An 18,438-nucleotide genomic window follows, 5' to 3' on the forward strand; every position below is an offset into this window, starting at 1 on the left:
AATAGGTTAAATACACATAACGGGTACTTAGCACGACTTTCCTACGCCGGCATTATCCGGATCAGGTAAAGGGTTCGGCAAAAGCCGTCTCAGCGCAAGGCACCCCTAGTGTGTATATTAATATTAGTGTAACGAAGTTAATGGATTAATGCAAAAAAAGAACTTTAAAGTGAATACACCTTAGAGTTCTAATATCGTTACTATAAACGTGCCCCACATACTGGCCATGGCTGCGCACCGCGCATATTGTATAAAATTTGAGCACGTTTCGTTTGCTCTGCTGCAGAAGCTTGGTGTGGATAACCACTTCCACCGACACCACGCCATGTCTGTAAATTGAACTGATACATTCCATAGTAGCCATTTCCTGTATTAATTGATGGATTGCCACCAGATTCACATCTTGCTAATGCTGCCCAGTTTAATCCGTTGTTCACACGAACAGCCGGTGCTTGTGTCCTTGTCGTAGTCACACGCTTTGTCGTCGATGCCTTATAAACAGTCTGTCTTACTGGTGCTTGGTATGCTGACTTAGCAACAGCACGTTTAACTGGTGCTTGATATGCTGTTCTTGTAACGGGTGCAGCTGCTACAGCCGGTCCATTAACCTTCAATGTACGTCCAGCAATAATTAAATCTGAATGCAAACCATTCCATGCTTTAAGCTGCGCAACAGATACACCGTAACGTGATGCAACCTTGCCCAAAGTATCTCCAGGAACGATGCGGTAATATGAACCTGTAGTTACAGGTGCTGTGTATGCAGATTTATATGTTGATTTATAAGTATTTCGTTTTGTTGTATTCTCATTAATATTTAATACTTGATTCACATGAATTAAGTTAGATCTCAATCCATTCTCATGCTTTAATGCTTGAACTGACGTCCCATAGATTTGAGAGATTTTCCATAAAGAATCCCCACTTTTTACTCTATATTGTGCTGCATCCGCTTGAGTCGCTGCAAATGTTCCACCTACTGCAAATACTGTCGTTACCGCTAAAAGTTTTTTCATCTGGAAAAGTCCTCCTAAAGATTATCTACAATTTTTAATACGTTAACTACATTAAAATTTCATATTTCATAGGTTGCAACAATATAAAAGATTAAGTGTTATGTTAAATTTCTGACTAATTAATACGCCGTTGACCACTGAGAAGCTCCAGCAGTTTGATATAATATTCTTGCACGTTTCCATTGTTCTTCAACTGAAGCATTTGCAGGATTTCCTGTTCCACCTACAGATGCCCATGTTGATGGTGAAAATTGGAATAATCCGTAATATCCAGATGCATTAACAGCATTAGGGTTGCCACCTGATTCACGTTGTGCGATAACGCGTAAATGTGCATCCATTGATGAGTTTCCAGCAGGAGCTGCTTGCTGGACTGGCTTTTGTGCTGCTTGTTGGACCGGTGCTTGCTCTACTGGCTTTTGTGCTACTTGTTGGACCGGTGCTTGTTGCACTGGCTTTTGTGCCACTGGTTGCGCTACTTGCTCTTGTGCTACTTGTTGGACTGGTTGCTCTACTGGTTGTTGTGCTGCCGGTTTAGCTGTTTGCTCTGGGGCTTTGACTACCGGTGCTTGATACGCCACTGGTTGTTGTACAGTTACTGGTGCTTGCTGAGCAGCTGTTTGCGTAACGATTTGTCTTTTTTCCTCTTTATCAACAACAATCAGTTTACCTACTTTAAGATTTTTATTTGTTTCAATATTGTTCCATCTCTTTAAATCTGCAACTTTAGTATCAAACTTTTTAGCGATCTTCTCTAAAGTGTCTCCTTTTTGGACTTCATATTTACCTTTAACTAATACTTCTAATTTTTGATTCGGTAAGATGATATCTGATTCTATTTTGTTAATTTTTTTAATTCTTTCAACTGTAGTGTCATATTTATCTGCGATTGACCAAAGTGACTCCCCATAAGTTACTGTATGTTCTTTTGCATCTGCCTGTGCTGAAATTCCTGTAGCTAAAATTGCCATTCCTGTAAGTGCAGTAATTTTTTTCATTGTGAGTGTTGCCTCCGATAATTTTCTTAATTTATATTAATAATTATATTTGTCTTTTATTGAATGATATAAATTTAACACGTATTGATATTTCTTTGGTTACAGGAAGATGATTTATAATTACAAATATATTACAAAAGCATATCAATTTAACATCGAACCCCCCAGTAGCGTTCAGCACAGCGCTACTGGGGGGTATGGGGTGTATTTGAATGAGGGTTAAATGTGAGTAATGAAATGGTGTTAAAATGGTGTACTGGAGTCTGTCACATCTGATACAGATGTATTTTCTGTTTGATTGCCGTCTTCTTGAAGCTCTTCTTCACTTTCAGCTGACACATCTTTTTGATCTTCATTGTTTGTTGCAACTTTAATAATCTCATCTGCCTGAGCAGCATACTCACTCGGTGTCTTTTCTTCTCCACGTTCTATACCAAAAAGTTTACTATTCCATCGTTCTTCTGCAGTAGACTGAATAAGCTGCTCTGTACCTTTCACAATAAGATTCTGAGCTACTTTATCTTTAATTTCATCCGGTAAGCTGTTCCATACAGCATCCGACCTTGATTCATTCTTCTCAGCTTTATTTGCTCCGATATTTGGTAGAAACTTAATATTTTCAACTAAAATTTCAGTAGAATAATGCGTCTTTCCTTCTTTCTCGTAACGATTGCTATGGAATTGACCTGTTATACAAACAAAACTTCCTTTACTACAATATCTTCCTATATTTACAGCGGTCTTGTTAAATGCTTTGCACATCAAAAAATCCGTCGAACGCTCACCATTTTTAGAAACTCCTCGATCAACTGCTAAAGAAAAAGTAGCGATAGTCGTATTATTTGCTACTTGTCGTAACGATGGATCCTTTACTAAGCGTCCAGCTACAATCGCTTTGTTTATCACATCTTCACCTCCTTTCCCATAAACTATAGAGCAAAAATTAAACTTTGAAAAACTGCAGTAATTTAAAAATTGTATAGAAATCTATATAATTTTTTAAAAACTGAGCAAATATATTAAAAAACATCTTAAAATTAACTTAATTTTTTAAATATTGTAATTTGAAAAATTTATTCAAAGAATTATAATAGATAATGGAGGGATATACATGAAAACGTTCAAAGCAATTAGATTTCAGCTCGTTGAAGATGAAGCGATTAAGGAATACACGTTGTATGATGGGGTAATAATAAACAAAGAAAATAGCGGGACAGGTTGGCTACTTGAAATATTGATCGATGAAATTCATCTGGAGACGATGGAAACCTATATGCACAACGAAACTATTCTTGATACACGTATAGTTATTACCCGTGCCTCCAATGACCCTGCAATGTTTGAATCTACAATTAAGGACATTCAGAAGTTGAATGATAAGATTTCTGTAATCTTCGAATGCCATATTTACACGTTGAGACAGACATATGCAGAAAAGCTATTAGAGCAATTGGTAAACGAAGGTTTATCTGGCCAGGCTCTAATTAAAGCATTTAATAGAAAGATGCAGTCAAAACCAAAATTAAAAGATGAAAATGAATAATAAATAAACACCCGAACGATACAGAAATACCATCGCTCGGGTGTTTTTATTTTACTGTTCTAACTAACCTACTTGTCGATAATCGCAAAGCTTATTTCACAGCTACAAGCGAGCTTATCTCCGACTTTCGCCGTAGCGGTACCTTTACCAATAGGACCTTTAACACGTGTCATCTCAACGGATAACGTTAACGTATCTCCAGGCGTGACTTGAGATTTAAAACGACACTTATCAATCCCTGTAAACATTGCAAGTTTTCCTTGATTCTCTTCTAGTTTCAACATTGCAACTGCACCGACTTGTGCCAGTGCTTCTACTATAAGAACACCGGGCATTACTGCGTATTCAGGAAAATGTCCTTGAAAGAAAGGTTCATTACCGCTTACTTGTTTAATTCCCGTACAACGTTTACCCTCTTCCAGTTCGGTAATACGATCGATTAATAAAAATGGATAACGATGTGGAATAATCTTCTTAATTTCATCAAAAGACAATAAAGTTTCCATTAGCTGTCACTCCCAGTAAGTTCTTTAAGATGTTGCCATGTAGAAGGTTTAAATATATCAATCGGTGAGTGGAGAATGCCATATCCAATCATCATTCCAACTATAAATAGTACAATCATTAATGCAAATATAATGGATAGTGTAATATAAATTGGAACAGTACGGCGAAGAACTTCTGTTTCTCCGATTTTACTGACCTTTTGTTTATAAATAGGCTGTTTAAACTTCATAATGCATACGCTCCTAGGCTTTGATTAATTGTTTTGTATCACCTGTGCGTTCAATTTCTGCGCCAAGATTGCGAAGCTTCTTATGGAAATCAACATAGCCTCGGTCCAGGTGATGCAGTGCAGTTACTTTAGTATAGCCTTTTGCAATAAGACCTGCAAGAACAAGTGCGGCGCCACTTCGTAAATCCGTAGCAGCAACATCGGCTCCTTGTAATTTACTATTGCTAATATAAGCAATTCGCTTATCCACTTTAATTTGAGCATTCATTTTCTGGAACTCTGTCGCATGCATAAAGCGATTTTCAAACACAGTCTCGTTAACACTACTATTACCTTCTAGTGATAACATGAGCGCCATCATCTGAGCCTGCATATCCGTGGGAAAGCCAGGGTGCGGCATTGTCTTGATATCAATTGCTTTAAGATTCTGTTCTACAGACAGATGAATTCCTCTCGTATCAATCTCAATATGGCATCCAGCTTCTTTCAGCTTTGCAATAAGTGCATGCATATGCTCATATATTGCACCCTCAACATACACATCACCACGTGTGATTGCTGCAGCTACTAGGAAAGTTCCCGCCTCAATGCGGTCAGGAATAATCTCATGCTTCGCTCCCGTCAATGTCTCTACACCATATACGGTAATCGTATCTGTACCAGCACCTTGAACGTTAGCACCCATCTGATTTAAATAGTTTGCGAGATCTACAATCTCTGGTTCACGCGCGACATTACCAATAACAGTCTTTCCTTCTGCTAAAACAGCAGCCATTAAGATATTTTGCGTCGCTCCGACACTCGGAAAATCCAGGTAAATATCGGCACCTTTCAGTCTGTCTTTAACAGTACCAACTAAATAACCATTTTTCTGCTCAATAATTGCTCCTAATGCTTCTAACCCTTTAAGATGTAACTCAATAGGTCTTGAACCAATCGCACATCCTCCAGGCATCGCAACTTCCGCATACCCAAACCTTGCAAGCAATGGTCCAAGTACAAGTACACTGGCACGCATCTTACTTACAAATTCATATGCAGCTTGTGTTGAAAGTTCACCACGTGCATCAACTACTACTTTATTTTGTTCAATATTTTTTTCTACTTTTGCATTTAACCCTTCTAATACTGCTGAGATTGTATCTACATCAGACAAAGCAGGTACATTCATAAATTCACTAACGCCTTCAGACGCTAACAATGATGCTGTCATGATAGGCAATACAGCATTTTTTGCTCCTTCGACTTTTACGCGCCCTGATAATCTGTGTCCGCCTTTTACTATAATTGTATCCATTATTTCCTCCGAATTTCTTAACTTATCTATACAAGTATTTTATACCATTTACCCTACAATTACATCATTTATACATTAAAATAATATAAATATCTGATTTGTATATTTAATCAAGTCAATGAGAAAATTAGTGATAAGATAACCTAAAGACATACTTAAACCGATAAAGAGCATCTGAATCTCTTTAGTACGGTTCTCTTTAAACCACTGCTCTGTTCTTACTGCCTGCAAACTATTAAATACAACTCCCGTAATCCCAATATAAAGTACTATATATGTTAAAGCATAAACATTCATAAGCTACTCCTATGTAAAAAAGGAGCAAGACAATTGTCTCACTCCTTTATTTATTATCTAAACTTCGCGACTTCAATACGGTTAATCGCGCGGTGCAATGCACGTTCTGCACGATGGAAATCAACATGTGCTGCTTTATCTTCATTAAGACGTGCTTCTGCACGCTTTAATGATTCCTTTGCACGCTCAATATCAATTCCCTCTGCTTGTTCTGCAGCTTGTACTAACACCGATACTTGTTGTGGACGAATTTCAGCAAATCCTTCAGTTACAGCAATGTAGTCTTTATCATTGCCTGACTTCGTCACATGAACAGCACCAATCTTAAGTGGTGCGACTGTAGGAATATGTCCAGCCATCACACCCATTTCACCTGACTCAGTCTGTAGAACAATTAATTCAGCTTCAGTTTCTGAGTATATTGATCCATTAGGAGTGACTATTTCAATTGCTAATTTATTCATAGTTTCTTCCTCCTATGTTTATACTTCTACACCCATGCCTTTAGCTTGCTCTAAAACTGCTTCAATGCCACCTACTAAACGGAAAGCATCTTCAGGAATATGGTCATATTTACCTTCTAGAATTGCTTTGAAGTCCTGAACCGTTTGTTTAACTGGTACGTAAGATCCTTTTTGACCTGTAAACTGTTCAGCAACGTGGAAGTTTTGTGATAAGAAGAACTGTATACGACGTGCACGTGAAACAGTCTTTTTATCTTCGTCAGATAATTCATCCATACCTAAGATTGCAATGATATCTTGTAGCTCACGATACTTCTGTAATGTTGCTTGTACTTGACGTGCAACTTCGTAATGCTCTTCACCAACAACGGCAGGCGTTAATGCACGAGATGTTGACGCTAATGGGTCAACCGCTGGGTAGATACCCATCTCAGTTAATTTACGTTCTAAGTTCGTTGTTGCATCTAAGTGAGCGAATGCAGTCGCTGGCGCCGGGTCAGTGTAGTCATCGGCTGGTACGAATACCGCTTGAATCGATGTAACTGATCCTACGTTTGTTGAAGTGATACGCTCTTGTAATTGTCCCATTTCAGTTGCAAGTGTTGGTTGGTAACCAACGGCTGATGGCATACGTCCTAAAAGGGCAGATACCTCTGAACCTGCTTGCGTAAAACGGAAAATGTTATCGATGAATAATAATACGTCCTGACCTTGTTCGTCACGGAAATATTCAGCCATTGTTAAACCAGATAATGCTACACGCATACGTGCACCTGGTGGCTCGTTCATTTGTCCGAATACCATGGCTGTTTTCTTAATAACACCTGAATCGCTCATTTCGTGGAATAAGTCGTTCCCTTCACGTGTTCTCTCACCAACTCCAGCGAATACTGAAATACCACCGTGTTCCTGAGCGATGTTGTTGATTAATTCTTGAATTAATACTGTTTTACCTACACCGGCACCACCGAATAGACCGATTTTACCACCTTTGATATATGGTGCTAATAAGTCTACTACTTTAATACCAGTTTCCAAAATTTCAACTTTCGTTGATAACTCTTCGAATTTAGGTGCTTGTCTATGAATTGGATCACGACGTACAGTACCATCTAATTCAGGTTCTAAGTCAATCTTTTCTCCTAATACGTTAAATACGCGACCTAATGTTGCGTCACCAACTGGTACAGAAATCGGTGCGCCAGTATCAGTGACTTGCGCTCCACGTTGTACACCGTCAGTAGAGCTCATTGCGATTGTACGTACTGCATCATCACCTAAATGAAGGGCAACTTCTAATGTTAACTTTGTAGTGTTACCTTCTCCACGTTCGATATCTAAAGTTAAGGCATTGTTTAACGCTGGTAATTGACCATGTTCAAAGCGAACGTCAATAACCGGACCCATAACTTGGATTACGTGACCTACTGCCATGTTTATTCCTCCTAAGTGTTATTCTAATGCGGCTGCTCCACCAACAATTTCAGTAATTTGCTGAGTAATCGCGGCTTGTCTCGCACGGTTATATTGTAATGATAAATCATCGATTAGTTCTTTTGCGTTATCTGTTGCATTCTTCATTGCAGTCATACGTGAAGCATGTTCACTTGCTTTACCGTCTAAGATAGCACCGTAAATCAGACTTTCTGCATATTGTGGAAGAATGACTTCTAAAATTGCATCTTTGTCTGGTTCAAATTCATAGTTAGAGAGTTTCGATTCTCCTGAAACCTCTTCCTTAGATATTGGTAAGATCTTACGTTCATGAACTTCTTGCTCAAGTACGCTGATAAAATGACTATAATGCATATAAAGTTCGTCATATTCTCCAGTTTCAAAACGAGATACTGCTGTGTGAGTAATATCTTTAATAGATTTGAAAGATGGTTGATCTGATAATCCAATAATTTGGCCTTCAACGTTATAGTCTCTAGCACGTAAGAAATCATACCCTACTCGGCCGATAACTAATATGCCGTATTCAGCTGGATTATTATTATGACGTTCCTGAATTTTTTGCGTTACACTTTTTAAAATGTTTGCATTGTATGGACCTGCAAGGCCTTTATCACAAGTTATGACTAAGTAACCTGTCTTTTTCACCGGACGTTTTTGAAGCATTGGATGGTTTGCATCTGAGTTACTTCCGCCAATAGAGGTAACTGCATCCTGCATCTTCTCCATATATGGATAGAAGCTTTTTGCATTCTCTTCAGCGCGACGTAATTTAGAGTTTGAAACCATGTGCATTGCCTTAGTGATTTGACTTGTTTTCTTAGTCGAATTAATACGGCCTTTTATGTCTCTTAATGAAGCCATTTTGTCACCACCTTATGATTAATTTCCCGTTCTATACTTCAGACTTGTTGAAGATTTTCTTGAATGCATTAATTGCCTCTACGAATACTTCATCAGCCGGTAAGCCTTTCGTTTCGCGAATTTCCTGGTAAATATGTGGTGCGTTTGAACCCACCCAGCCTAGGAATTCATCTTCAAAGCGTGTAATATCCTGAACCGGAATATCATCTAAGTGACCTTTAGTTAATGCATACAGAATCGTAACTTGCTTATCTACTGTTAATGGTTTGTTCTGGTCTTGTTTTAAAACTTCAACCGTACGTTTACCACGTTCTAATTTCGCTTTCGTTGCTGGGTCTAAGTCAGAACCAAATTGTGCGAATGACTCTAGTTCACGGTAAGAAGCTAAGTCAAGACGTAGTGTCCCCGCTACTTTCTTCATCGCTTTAATTTGTGCTGATCCACCAACACGTGAAACTGAAAGTCCAGCATTGATTGCAGGACGAACACCTGAGAAGAATAAATCTGATTGTAAGAAGATTTGTCCGTCAGTGATTGAGATTACGTTTGTTGGTACGTAGGCTGAGATATCCCCTGCTTGTGTTTCAACGAATGGTAATGCAGTAATAGAACCGCCACCTAAACTATCGTTTAATTTCGCAGCACGCTCTAACAGACGGCTATGTAAGTAGAATACATCCCCTGGATATGCTTCACGACCTGGCGGACGACGTAATAATAAAGATAATTCACGGTAAGCTGCTGCTTGTTTCGTTAAATCATCATATACGATTAATACGTGTTTACCGTTAAACATAAATTCTTCAGCCATTGCTACACCCGCATATGGTGAGATGTATAATAATGGTGCTGGTTGTGATGCAGATGCAGATACAACGATTGTATAATCTAATGCACCATGTGCACGTAATGTTTCAACAGCAGTACGTACTGTAGATTCTTTTTGACCAATTGCAACGTACACACAGATCATATCTTCGTCCTTTTGGTTAAGGATTGTATCGATTGCTACTGTAGTTTTACCTGTTTGACGGTCACCGATAATTAACTCACGTTGACCACGACCGATTGGTACTAATGCATCAATCGCTTTAATACCTGTTTGTAAAGGTTCATCTACTGATTTACGATCCATTACACCAGTTGCTGGTGATTCAATTGGACGTGTTTTTGTTGTGTTAAGTGGTCCGCGACCATCGATTGGTTGACCTAATGGGTTTACAACGCGACCGATTAATTCTTCACCTACAGGTACTTCCATGATACGACCTGTACGTTTAACTTCGTCGCCTTCTTTAATATCTGTGAAAGGTCCTAAAATTACGACCCCTACGTTGTTCTCTTCTAAATTTTGTGCAAGACCTAATACACCGTTATGGAACTCAACAAGTTCTCCAGCCATAACGTTGTTTAAACCATGTACTAATGCGATACCGTCACCGACCTGGATAACTGTACCTACATCCGTTACTGTCATACCAGACTCGTAATTTTCAATCTGTGATTTAAGTAACGCACTGATTTCTTCAGCTTTGATGGCCATTTATGTCACTCCTCTTAAGAAATTATTGTTTGTGAAACGATTTTTCAAGTTGTGTTAGTTCATTTGCAACAGAGCCATCATAAACAGTCGTACCAATTGTTGCACGTATACCACCGATTAGAGTGCTGTTTACTACGTTTTCAATTAATAACTTTTTGTAGCCTGTACGTTTAATGAACGCTTTTCCGATTTTATCAAGCTCTTCACTTGATAATGCATATACTGATTCAACTTTCATGTATTGCTGATTATTAAACTTGTTATAGTGTTCTGTGTAATAATCTGCAATTTCAGGTAATAGTGCAAGCTGCTGCTTATCTGCAAGAATGCTTAATAAGTTTTGTAATGGCTTGTCCACACCTTTAAATGTTGCCTCTACGAATGCATTTCTCTTCTCACTTGATACTTTAGGATCTTCAGCAAATAAAAAGAATGCTTTGCTTCCTGTTACAGCTTTTTTAATTTCACCAAGATCTTGACGTACACTTTCATGTACACCTTGTGCTTGTGCTACTTCAAAAAGACTTTGTGCATATTTATCCTGGACGATAGCCATTATTTATCGCCTGCCTCTTCGATAAACTCTCTTACTAATTGTTTTTGATCTTGTTCATTGATTTCTTTGTTAATCACTTTTTGAGCAATTAGTACTGATAATTCAGCAACACGATCATTGATGTCTGCAATCGCACGTTGTTTTTCGTTTTCAATTTCTACTTGTGCATCGCTAACAATTTTGTTTGCACGCATATTTGCTTCATGAACAATTTCTTCTTGCTGTGTTTTCGCTTGTTTCTTAGCATCTTCCATAATGACAGATACTTCTTGTTGTGTTTTAGCTAATAACGCTTTATTTTCTTCAGCGTAATGCTTAGCTTCTTCGTTTTGACGTTTCGCATTGTCAAGGTCAGCTGTAATCCCTGCTTGACGTTCGTCCATAATGTTCTTTAATGGTCCCCATGCGAATTTGCTTAATAAGAATAGCAATAGTGCAAATAATACTAATGTATATGCCGCTGTTCCCCACTGTACGCCAGTGTGCTCAGCTGCTTGACCTAATAATAAGAAATCCAAGTATAACGCTCCTTTCATCGCACTTTTCATAAATGAATGGCGAAATCAGAACGACTTCGCCTTTAACGAGTTATATTTTATAATTAACGGTTCATTACCATGAATGCTACTACTACTGCGATGATAGGAAGGGCCTCAACTAAACCTACACCGATGAACATGATAGTCATTAATGGACCACGTGCTTCTGGTTGACGTGCTACACCTTCAACTGTACGAGATACGATTAATCCGTTACCAATACCTGCTCCTAATGCTGCTAAACCAATTGCGATTGCTGCTGCTAATAAATTCATTAATAATTTCCTCCTAAAGAAATATGATAGTTTTTTAAATTTTTATATTAATGGTCGTCTGACACTTTATGTGACATATAAACCATTGATAACATTACAAAGATATAGGCTTGAATTGAACCTACAAAAATTGAGAAACCTTGCCAGATAAGAGTTGGAATTGCTGCACCTAGCATGCCAGCTGCTCCAGCTGTACCTAGCGTTGCAAGTAATCCGAGCAATACTTCACCTGCGAAAATGTTACCATAAAGACGCAGACCAAGCGTTAAAGTTGATGAAAATTCTTCGATGATTTTAAATGGCACCATAAACCATACTGGTTGAGCAAAACTCTTTAAGTAATTACCAGTACCGCGCATCTTAACACCATAGAAATGTGTTAATAGCACCATCAGTGTAGAAAGTGTTAATGTAACTGTCGGGTCTGCTGTTGGAGATTTCCACCATAATGTGTGACCATTAATAATTGCAAATGGTAACCCCAGCATATTTGCAACAAAGATAAATAATAACAATGTTACAGCCAGGAAATGAAAACGCCCACCTTTATTCCACGCCATGTTACTGTTGATAATTCCTCTTGTAAAGTCAAAAATCCATTCAATAAAGTTCTGTTTACCGTGAGGTCTTACACTTAAATTTCGTGTAAAGAACATCGCTATTAAAAAAACGATTGCTGCTGTCACCGTAAGCATCAACATCGATGAAAGATCAAATATCATTTCATGACCGAATAAATCAAGACTATAGAGGGGTGATACGTGTCCCATTACTTCACCTCTTCCATATATGTATTATTTTTTCAAACTGTTAACAGAATGTACGATAATCATAACATACGTTAACATCAGGCCGAGTGCGATTCCAAGCAAATTAATGCTTTGCGGAAATCTTACCCAGAAGAGGCATGCCATGACCGCTATTAAAAAGCGAATCCCCATACCACTCGAAACATAGAGCACATCACTATTGATTGCTCGCAATAAATTGTGATGCCAGACAAAACTACTGATTGCCGAAGCAATTGTACCAATGATCAATCCTAATATGAAGCTATTTCTATAGAAAATATAAATAATAGCAAGTAGAATTATCAAGCACAAAAAATACTTTAGATACAAGTTGAAAAATGTCTTAAATTCTGACATATCAGGATAAACTCCTTAGAAAAAGTTTTCACATGAATGAAAACAGTTTCATTCCTAATTTATGATAATATAGGGCAAAATATGTGTCAATGCTATGTGAAAAACTTAAAAATTAAAGTTTCACTAAATGTTCACAAATCAGACACATTTAAGCGTTTAATAAAAAGTCTGATAATTGCAAACGTAATTACTTGCTTCCAACTTTAAATGGCGCAGGTTTTTCTTCTGTCAAGCTGAAATAATATTTAATATGTTCACAAATACGTTGTGAAGTTTCACCATCGCCATAAGGATTGCTCGCTTTAGACATGGATTGATATAATGTCTCATCAGTTAACAAAGATTTTGTTAATTGATAAATATCTTCTTCTTCAACGCCCGCTAACTTTAATGTCCCAGCTTTAACACCTTCAGGACGTTCGGTTGTGTCACGTAGCACAAGCACTGGCTTACCTAACGATGGTGCTTCTTCTTGCACGCCACCCGAATCTGTAAGAATAAAATGACTGCGACTTGCGAAATTATGGAAGTCGATAACATCTAAAGGTTCAATCAATTGAATACGGTCATGATTATTTAAATGTTCTGCAGCAATTTCACGCACTTTTGGATTTTTATGCATCGGGTAGACAACTTCAACATCTTCAAACTCGTCCACGATTCTTCTGATTGCACTGAAGATATTATGCATTGGCTGACCAATATTTTCTCTTCGATGTGCAGTTAATAGAATCACTCTACGCTCACCTGCACTGTCTAAGATATCAGAACGATAATCCGACTTTACCGTCGTCTTTAAAGCGTCAATCGCAGTATTACCTGTGATAACAATTCTATCTTCAGGCTTATTTTCATTACGAAGATTCTGTGCTGCATCATCAGTCGGTGCAAAATGAAGGTCTGCCAATGTGCCTGTCATTTGTCTATTCATTTCTTCTGGGAATGGAGAGTATTTCTGCCAAGTTCTAAGCCCCGCTTCAACATGTCCAATCGCTACTTCATTATAAAAAGCAGCAAGACTTCCAGCAAATGTCGTTGTTGTGTCTCCATGTACAAGAATCATATCAGGGCGCGCTTCTTTGATGACTTCTTCTAATCCTAAGATAACACGGCTTGTCACTTCAGACAGTGTTTGACCTGCCTTCATAATGTTCAAATCATAATCCGGAGTAATTCCAAATATCTCAAGTACTTGATCCAGCATTTCACGATGTTGTGCAGTCACAACAACGATCGGTTCTAATTCTGGATCATTCTTTAAAGCCAATACAAGGGGAGCCATCTTAATTGCTTCTGGTCGTGTACCAAAGATTGTCATTATCTTCTTCATATCAATTCTCCTAATTATTTAGTCCCGAACAATCGATCGCCTGCATCACCCAATCCTGGAACAATGTAGCCATGATCATTGAGTTTTTCATCTAGTCCTGCAATATAAATATCTACATCTGGATGTGCTTTTTGTAATGCTTCTACACCTTCTGGAGCAGCAACGAGACACATAAATCTAATCTTTACAGCACCGCGTTTCTTCAATGAGTTAATTGCTTCTATTGCCGATCCACCTGTTGCAAGCATTGGATCCACTACAATAAAGTCGCGCTCTTCAATGTCTTGTGGCATCTTTGCAAAATATTCTACAGGTTGAAGCGTCTCAGGATCACGATATAGACCAATATGACCGACACGCGCTGCAGGAATCATCTTCAGCACACCTTCAGTCATGCCTAGTCCGGCACGTAATATTGGGACAACTGCAATCTTTTTTCCTGACAGGCGTTTTGCTGTCATCTCAGTAACTGGTGTCTTAATCTGTACGTCATCTAGCTCAAGGTCACGTGTTACTTCGTATGCCATTAACATACCAACTTCATCAACAAGCTCACGAAACTCTTTCGTACCCGTTGACTCCTCTCGAATATAACTTAATTTGTGTTGAATAAGGGGGTGATCAAATACATGGACTTTCGCCATACTATACCTCTTTCCTAATAATTATTTATATAATGGATATTTTTCTGTTATTGCACGTACACGCGCCTTTGCATTATGCTTCACTGTTTCATCTTCTGTATGAGCGAGCACGTCCGCAATAATCGATGCAATATCTTTCATGTCTTCTTCATTAAATCCACGTGTTGTCACAGCCGGTGTCCCGATTCTAATACCACTTGTAACGAATGGACTTTCTTTATCAAATGGAATCGTATTTTTATTTGTAGTAATGCCGACATCGTCAAGTGCACGCTCTGCGACTTTACCCGTAATGTTACAGCTCGTTACATCTATACTCATCAAGTGATTGTCTGTGCCGCCAGAAACAATGCGTAATCCTTTTTCAGTTAAAGCATCCGCTAATGTCTTCGCATTAAGTACCACTTGCTGTTGATATGCTTTAAAGTCTTCTGTCAACGCTTCACCAAATGCGACAGCTTTGGCTGCGATAACATGCATCAATGGTCCGCCTTGAATTCCAGGAAATATCATCTTATCGATCGCTTTTGCATACTCTTCCTTACAAATGATCATACCACCACGAGGTCCACGTAATGTCTTATGTGTCGTCGTCGTAACAAAGTCTGCATGAGATACTGGATTCGGATGAAGACCAGCAGCTACAAGCCCTGCGATATGTGCCATGTCGACCATCAGTTTTGCACCGACTTCATCTGCAATCGTTTTAAACGCTTCAAAATCAATAGTTCGTGAATATGCTGATGTGCCTGCAACGATAAGTGCAGGTTTATGTTCTCGTGCAAGTTCGCGAACAACATCATAATCAATTCTTTCTGTTTTCTCATCTACACCATAAGCAACAAAATTATAATCTACACCACTAAAGTTCACTGGCGAACCATGCGTGAGGTGACCTCCATGGCTTAAATTCATTCCTAGAACTGTGTCTCCAGGTTTTAAAGCGACACGGTAAACGGCCATATTAGCCTGCGAACCTGAATGCGGTTGTACATTGACATGTTCCGCTCCAAAGAGCTCTTTAATACGATTGCGTGCTAAATCCTCAACGATATCTACAAACTCACACCCACCATAATAACGGCGATGCGGGTAGCCTTCAGCGTATTTATTTGTCAGAACCGATCCCTGTGCTTCCATCACGGCTTTTGATACAAAATTCTCAGACGCAATTAATTCAATATGATGGTCTTGTCTCTCAAATTCTTTCGTGATTGCTTCAAATACTTGATTATCTTGCTGTTTAATTTCTGACATAATACCCTCCTATTTATATTGAGCGCGTGGCCCACCAATTAATTTCGGACGATGTGTTGCTATCGTGACTACTGCCCCGCCCACTTTTTTCGTTGTGGTTCTTACCGGAATCTGTACATGCTTAATATGCATTCCTATAAGCGTCTGACCAATATCAATACCACAGTCTGCCTGGACATGTTCAACTACGACAGGATCCTTAAAGTGACGATAAGCTGCTGCTGACATACTGCCCCCTGCTTGTTTTGCAGGAACAACCGTAACTTCATTTAGCTGATAGTTGAGCATAACTTCTCGTTCCATCGTTAATGCTCGGTTAATATGTTCACATCCTTGGAAACAAAAATCCACACCCGTTCTATTATGAACATCATCAAATATTTCAATAAACTGTGCAGCAACTTCATCAGAACTATGTGTTCCGATTTTTTCACCGATGACCTCAGATGTAGAACAGCCGATTACACATAATTGGCCCTCTTTAAAGAAATCTTTTGCTTCTAGCTCTGTCATCAACTGTTTAAGACTATTCATTGCAAGACTCCAGCGCTGCTAATTTATCAATCCTCTTCTGGTGGCGACCCCCTTCAAATTCAGCGTCCAGCCATGTCTGAACAATTAACAGCATTAGCCCTTCGCCTATCACACGTTGTCCCATTGCTAATATATTAGAGTTGTTATGCTCACGCGTCACTTGCGCTGTAAATACATCGTGCACTAATGCACAGCGAATACCTGGCACTTTATTCGCTGCGATGCTCATTCCAATACCTGTGCCACAAATCAAGATTCCACGGTCACATTCTCCATTCACTACACTCTTAGCAACTGGCTTAGCATAATCAGGATAATCAACAGATGTTTCATCTGGTGGGCCAAAATCAACATATTCAATATTTTGGGACTGTAATAATTCAATGATTTTCTCTTTATACTGAAATCCACCATGATCACTTGCGATTGCAATTTTCAAATAAACAACCTCCCTTAAATCTATATCACTCTATATTATACCGTATTTCATGTATGAGTAAATCAATTATCGGTCGAGCTTTCGAAGCATTTCACGAATATAATAGGAGAGTTCGTTATAAGTATCTAAATACACTGAGAAATCCCCTCCGTAAGGGTCTGATATATCTCCCTTCTCATCCATCGCATACTCTTTTAAAGTATATACATTACTTCCTGGATACATTAACTTAATTTGCATTTTATGACTATTTGTCATCGTCAATATTAAATCCTTTTCACTATCTATAGCATCGAACTGATGACTCTCTGTTACAGGCACTAAGTTTTCCTGCTCAATGATTGATGCTGCATGCTTTGAAATAGGCTGTCCTTCTTGTGCATACAGCCCAGCTGAAGAAAATAAATGGTTAGAATTAAGTGATTTTGCGATACTTTCTGCCATTGGACTACGACAAGTATTCCCTGTACAAACGAATACGATTTCCATATGCCACCTACTTTCTTGTAACTGCTTTATTGATACGATTCATTAACGCATCACTACCATTATAAGACGTAAAGTCAGTAATATATATCTTTTCAATTTCCTCTATATCATCTGCACTGCGCAGCGCATCATATAAATCATACATTGCACCCCCACTATCTTCAAACGTAGCACCAAGTTTAAAGAACCATCCACCATTCACTTTATCCTTTTCACTTAGTGGTGCAATAATCGCTTCATTTGCAGCCAGTTCCAAACTTTCAAATCGCTCCACTAATTCTAATGGGCTGTTCGGCGCATAATGTCGATATTTCATACCTGGAGCAATTGGTTTGTCTCCCTCAATACGTTCATCGCTCATACATCCAGGCACCACCATTTCCAGGTCATTGTGTGTAATCGCTCCTGGCCTTGCAATTCTAAATGGATACTGACTACAATCAACAACCGTGCTTTCTATTCCGACCTCTACTTGTTCGCTTTGAACAATGCCAAATATCTTCCCTTCCATATCATGAATCACGTGTTCTGCTTTTGTAGGTGACGGTTTGCCGCTCGTATTAGCGGACGGTGCAGCGAGCAACAAATCAGTCATCTCGATGAGTTGATGCGCAACCTTATGTGCAGGCATACGTACTGCCACCGTATTTAGTCCCGCAGTAACACTTTCCGCAAGGATACCTTGTTTTACTGGAACGATAAATGATATAGGCCCTGGCCAGAAATAATCCATCAACTTATAAGCCGCCGCATGAATATCATGAGTAAACCATTCAAGCTGTGACAGATGATGAATATGTACAATTAACGGATTATCTTGTGGTCTGCCTTTCGCTTTGAATATCGCTGCTACTGCCTCTCTATTTGTAGCATCAGCTGCTAAACCATATACTGTTTCAGTGGGAATTGCGATTGTTTCTCCTGCTTTGAAACCTGTAATGATTTCCTGTACGTGTGGATATGTGGACAAATCTTCCACATAGTTACACACATCCCAAACATTTGTTCTCACTT

The 18,438-nt window shown here is 38.8% G+C and carries 24 protein-coding genes and 1 riboswitch; of the genes, 1 reads left to right on the forward strand and 23 read right to left on the reverse strand.

Annotated elements, in window-relative coordinates; genetic code table 11:
* Positions 1 to 21 precede the first annotated feature (21 nt).
* Positions 22 to 117, reverse strand: a riboswitch (TPP riboswitch).
* 83 nt (positions 118 to 200) lie between these two features.
* From QA539_RS09430 to QA539_RS09440, 3 genes are all read right to left on the reverse strand, one after another.
* Positions 201 to 1,016, reverse strand: coding sequence for a LysM peptidoglycan-binding domain-containing protein (locus QA539_RS09430; protein WP_283722185.1), 816 nt, complete (start codon positions 1,014 to 1,016; stop codon positions 201 to 203).
* Positions 1,017 to 1,135: 119 nt separating this feature from the next.
* Positions 1,136 to 2,014: a LysM peptidoglycan-binding domain-containing protein gene (locus QA539_RS09435; protein ID WP_283722186.1), complete on the reverse strand. Its 879-nt coding sequence runs from the start codon at positions 2,012 to 2,014 to the stop codon at positions 1,136 to 1,138.
* A 243-nt stretch (positions 2,015 to 2,257) separates the two neighbouring features.
* Positions 2,258 to 2,920 carry a single-stranded DNA-binding protein gene (locus QA539_RS09440; protein WP_419895135.1) on the reverse strand — a complete coding sequence of 221 codons (663 nt, stop codon included), beginning with the start codon at positions 2,918 to 2,920 and terminating at the stop codon, positions 2,258 to 2,260.
* 205 nt (positions 2,921 to 3,125) lie between these two features.
* Between QA539_RS09440 and QA539_RS09445 the strand changes: the two genes are divergently transcribed.
* Positions 3,126 to 3,557 carry a YwpF-like family protein gene (locus QA539_RS09445; RefSeq protein WP_219493164.1) on the forward strand — a complete coding sequence of 144 codons (432 nt, stop codon included), beginning with the start codon at positions 3,126 to 3,128 and terminating at the stop codon, positions 3,555 to 3,557.
* 68 nt (positions 3,558 to 3,625) lie between these two features.
* Here QA539_RS09445 and fabZ read toward each other — a convergent pair whose 3' ends face one another.
* The 20 genes from fabZ to QA539_RS09545 form a co-directional block, all read right to left on the reverse strand.
* On the reverse strand, positions 3,626 to 4,063 hold the full coding sequence (fabZ, locus tag QA539_RS09450) for a 3-hydroxyacyl-ACP dehydratase FabZ (protein WP_219493165.1): 438 nt from the start codon (positions 4,061 to 4,063) through the stop codon (positions 3,626 to 3,628).
* Positions 4,063 to 4,293 carry a DNA-directed RNA polymerase subunit beta gene (locus tag QA539_RS09455; RefSeq protein WP_419895136.1) on the reverse strand — a complete coding sequence of 77 codons (231 nt, stop codon included), beginning with the start codon at positions 4,291 to 4,293 and terminating at the stop codon, positions 4,063 to 4,065. The genes fabZ and QA539_RS09455 overlap by 1 nt, the downstream gene beginning before the upstream one ends.
* A gap of 13 nt (positions 4,294 to 4,306) precedes the next feature.
* Positions 4,307 to 5,590: a UDP-N-acetylglucosamine 1-carboxyvinyltransferase gene (murA, locus tag QA539_RS09460; RefSeq protein WP_419895137.1), complete on the reverse strand. Its 1,284-nt coding sequence runs from the start codon at positions 5,588 to 5,590 to the stop codon at positions 4,307 to 4,309.
* Positions 5,591 to 5,665: 75 nt separating this feature from the next.
* A complete protein-coding gene (locus QA539_RS09465; protein WP_219493168.1) occupies positions 5,666 to 5,887 on the reverse strand; it encodes a DUF1146 family protein in 222 nt (73 codons plus the stop codon).
* Between the two features lie 53 nt (positions 5,888 to 5,940).
* Positions 5,941 to 6,351 carry a F0F1 ATP synthase subunit epsilon gene (locus QA539_RS09470; protein WP_419895138.1) on the reverse strand — a complete coding sequence of 137 codons (411 nt, stop codon included), beginning with the start codon at positions 6,349 to 6,351 and terminating at the stop codon, positions 5,941 to 5,943.
* Between the two features lie 18 nt (positions 6,352 to 6,369).
* Entirely contained in the window at positions 6,370 to 7,785 is a 1,416-nt protein-coding gene (atpD, locus tag QA539_RS09475) for a F0F1 ATP synthase subunit beta (protein WP_015912256.1), read from the reverse strand.
* Between the two features lie 18 nt (positions 7,786 to 7,803).
* Positions 7,804 to 8,670 carry an ATP synthase F1 subunit gamma gene (atpG, locus tag QA539_RS09480; RefSeq protein WP_219493172.1) on the reverse strand — a complete coding sequence of 289 codons (867 nt, stop codon included), beginning with the start codon at positions 8,668 to 8,670 and terminating at the stop codon, positions 7,804 to 7,806.
* 31 nt (positions 8,671 to 8,701) lie between these two features.
* On the reverse strand, positions 8,702 to 10,213 hold the full coding sequence (atpA, locus tag QA539_RS09485; protein ID WP_219493174.1) for a F0F1 ATP synthase subunit alpha: 1,512 nt from the start codon (positions 10,211 to 10,213) through the stop codon (positions 8,702 to 8,704).
* Positions 10,214 to 10,235: 22 nt separating this feature from the next.
* A complete protein-coding gene (gene atpH, locus QA539_RS09490) occupies positions 10,236 to 10,769 on the reverse strand; it encodes an ATP synthase F1 subunit delta (RefSeq protein ID WP_219493176.1) in 534 nt (177 codons plus the stop codon).
* A complete protein-coding gene (locus QA539_RS09495) occupies positions 10,769 to 11,305 on the reverse strand; it encodes a F0F1 ATP synthase subunit B (RefSeq protein WP_219493178.1) in 537 nt (178 codons plus the stop codon). Before QA539_RS09495 ends, atpH begins: the two co-directional genes overlap by 1 nt.
* 65 nt (positions 11,306 to 11,370) lie before the next feature.
* A complete protein-coding gene (gene atpE, locus QA539_RS09500) occupies positions 11,371 to 11,583 on the reverse strand; it encodes a F0F1 ATP synthase subunit C (RefSeq protein ID WP_041636195.1) in 213 nt (70 codons plus the stop codon).
* Positions 11,584 to 11,630: 47 nt separating this feature from the next.
* Positions 11,631 to 12,353, reverse strand: a complete 723-nt coding sequence (atpB, locus tag QA539_RS09505) for a F0F1 ATP synthase subunit A (protein WP_219493179.1) — start codon at positions 12,351 to 12,353, stop codon at positions 11,631 to 11,633.
* A gap of 24 nt (positions 12,354 to 12,377) precedes the next feature.
* Positions 12,378 to 12,731, reverse strand: a complete 354-nt coding sequence (locus tag QA539_RS09510; protein WP_219493181.1) for an ATP synthase subunit I — start codon at positions 12,729 to 12,731, stop codon at positions 12,378 to 12,380.
* A gap of 187 nt (positions 12,732 to 12,918) precedes the next feature.
* Positions 12,919 to 14,061 carry a non-hydrolyzing UDP-N-acetylglucosamine 2-epimerase gene (gene wecB, locus QA539_RS09515; RefSeq protein WP_283722188.1) on the reverse strand — a complete coding sequence of 381 codons (1,143 nt, stop codon included), beginning with the start codon at positions 14,059 to 14,061 and terminating at the stop codon, positions 12,919 to 12,921.
* Between the two features lie 14 nt (positions 14,062 to 14,075).
* Positions 14,076 to 14,705, reverse strand: a complete 630-nt coding sequence (gene upp, locus QA539_RS09520) for a uracil phosphoribosyltransferase (protein ID WP_015912264.1) — start codon at positions 14,703 to 14,705, stop codon at positions 14,076 to 14,078.
* Positions 14,706 to 14,726: 21 nt separating this feature from the next.
* Positions 14,727 to 15,962 carry a serine hydroxymethyltransferase gene (glyA, locus tag QA539_RS09525; RefSeq protein ID WP_419895139.1) on the reverse strand — a complete coding sequence of 412 codons (1,236 nt, stop codon included), beginning with the start codon at positions 15,960 to 15,962 and terminating at the stop codon, positions 14,727 to 14,729.
* Positions 15,963 to 15,971: 9 nt separating this feature from the next.
* Positions 15,972 to 16,496 (reverse strand): TIGR01440 family protein, encoded by a 525-nt coding sequence (locus QA539_RS09530; protein WP_219493190.1) that lies wholly within the window; start codon positions 16,494 to 16,496, stop codon positions 15,972 to 15,974.
* Positions 16,489 to 16,935 (reverse strand): ribose 5-phosphate isomerase B, encoded by a 447-nt coding sequence (gene rpiB / locus QA539_RS09535; RefSeq protein ID WP_283722190.1) that lies wholly within the window; start codon positions 16,933 to 16,935, stop codon positions 16,489 to 16,491. Before rpiB ends, QA539_RS09530 begins: the two co-directional genes overlap by 8 nt.
* A gap of 66 nt (positions 16,936 to 17,001) precedes the next feature.
* Positions 17,002 to 17,424 (reverse strand): low molecular weight protein arginine phosphatase, encoded by a 423-nt coding sequence (locus tag QA539_RS09540; RefSeq protein WP_219493193.1) that lies wholly within the window; start codon positions 17,422 to 17,424, stop codon positions 17,002 to 17,004.
* 7 nt (positions 17,425 to 17,431) lie between these two features.
* A complete protein-coding gene (locus tag QA539_RS09545; protein WP_219493195.1) occupies positions 17,432 to 18,436 on the reverse strand; it encodes an L-threonylcarbamoyladenylate synthase in 1,005 nt (334 codons plus the stop codon).
* Positions 18,437 to 18,438: the final 2 nt, after the last annotated feature.

It is taken from the genome of Macrococcus psychrotolerans (assembly GCF_038095555.1).
Lineage (GTDB): Bacteria > Bacillota > Bacilli > Staphylococcales > Staphylococcaceae > Macrococcoides > Macrococcoides psychrotolerans.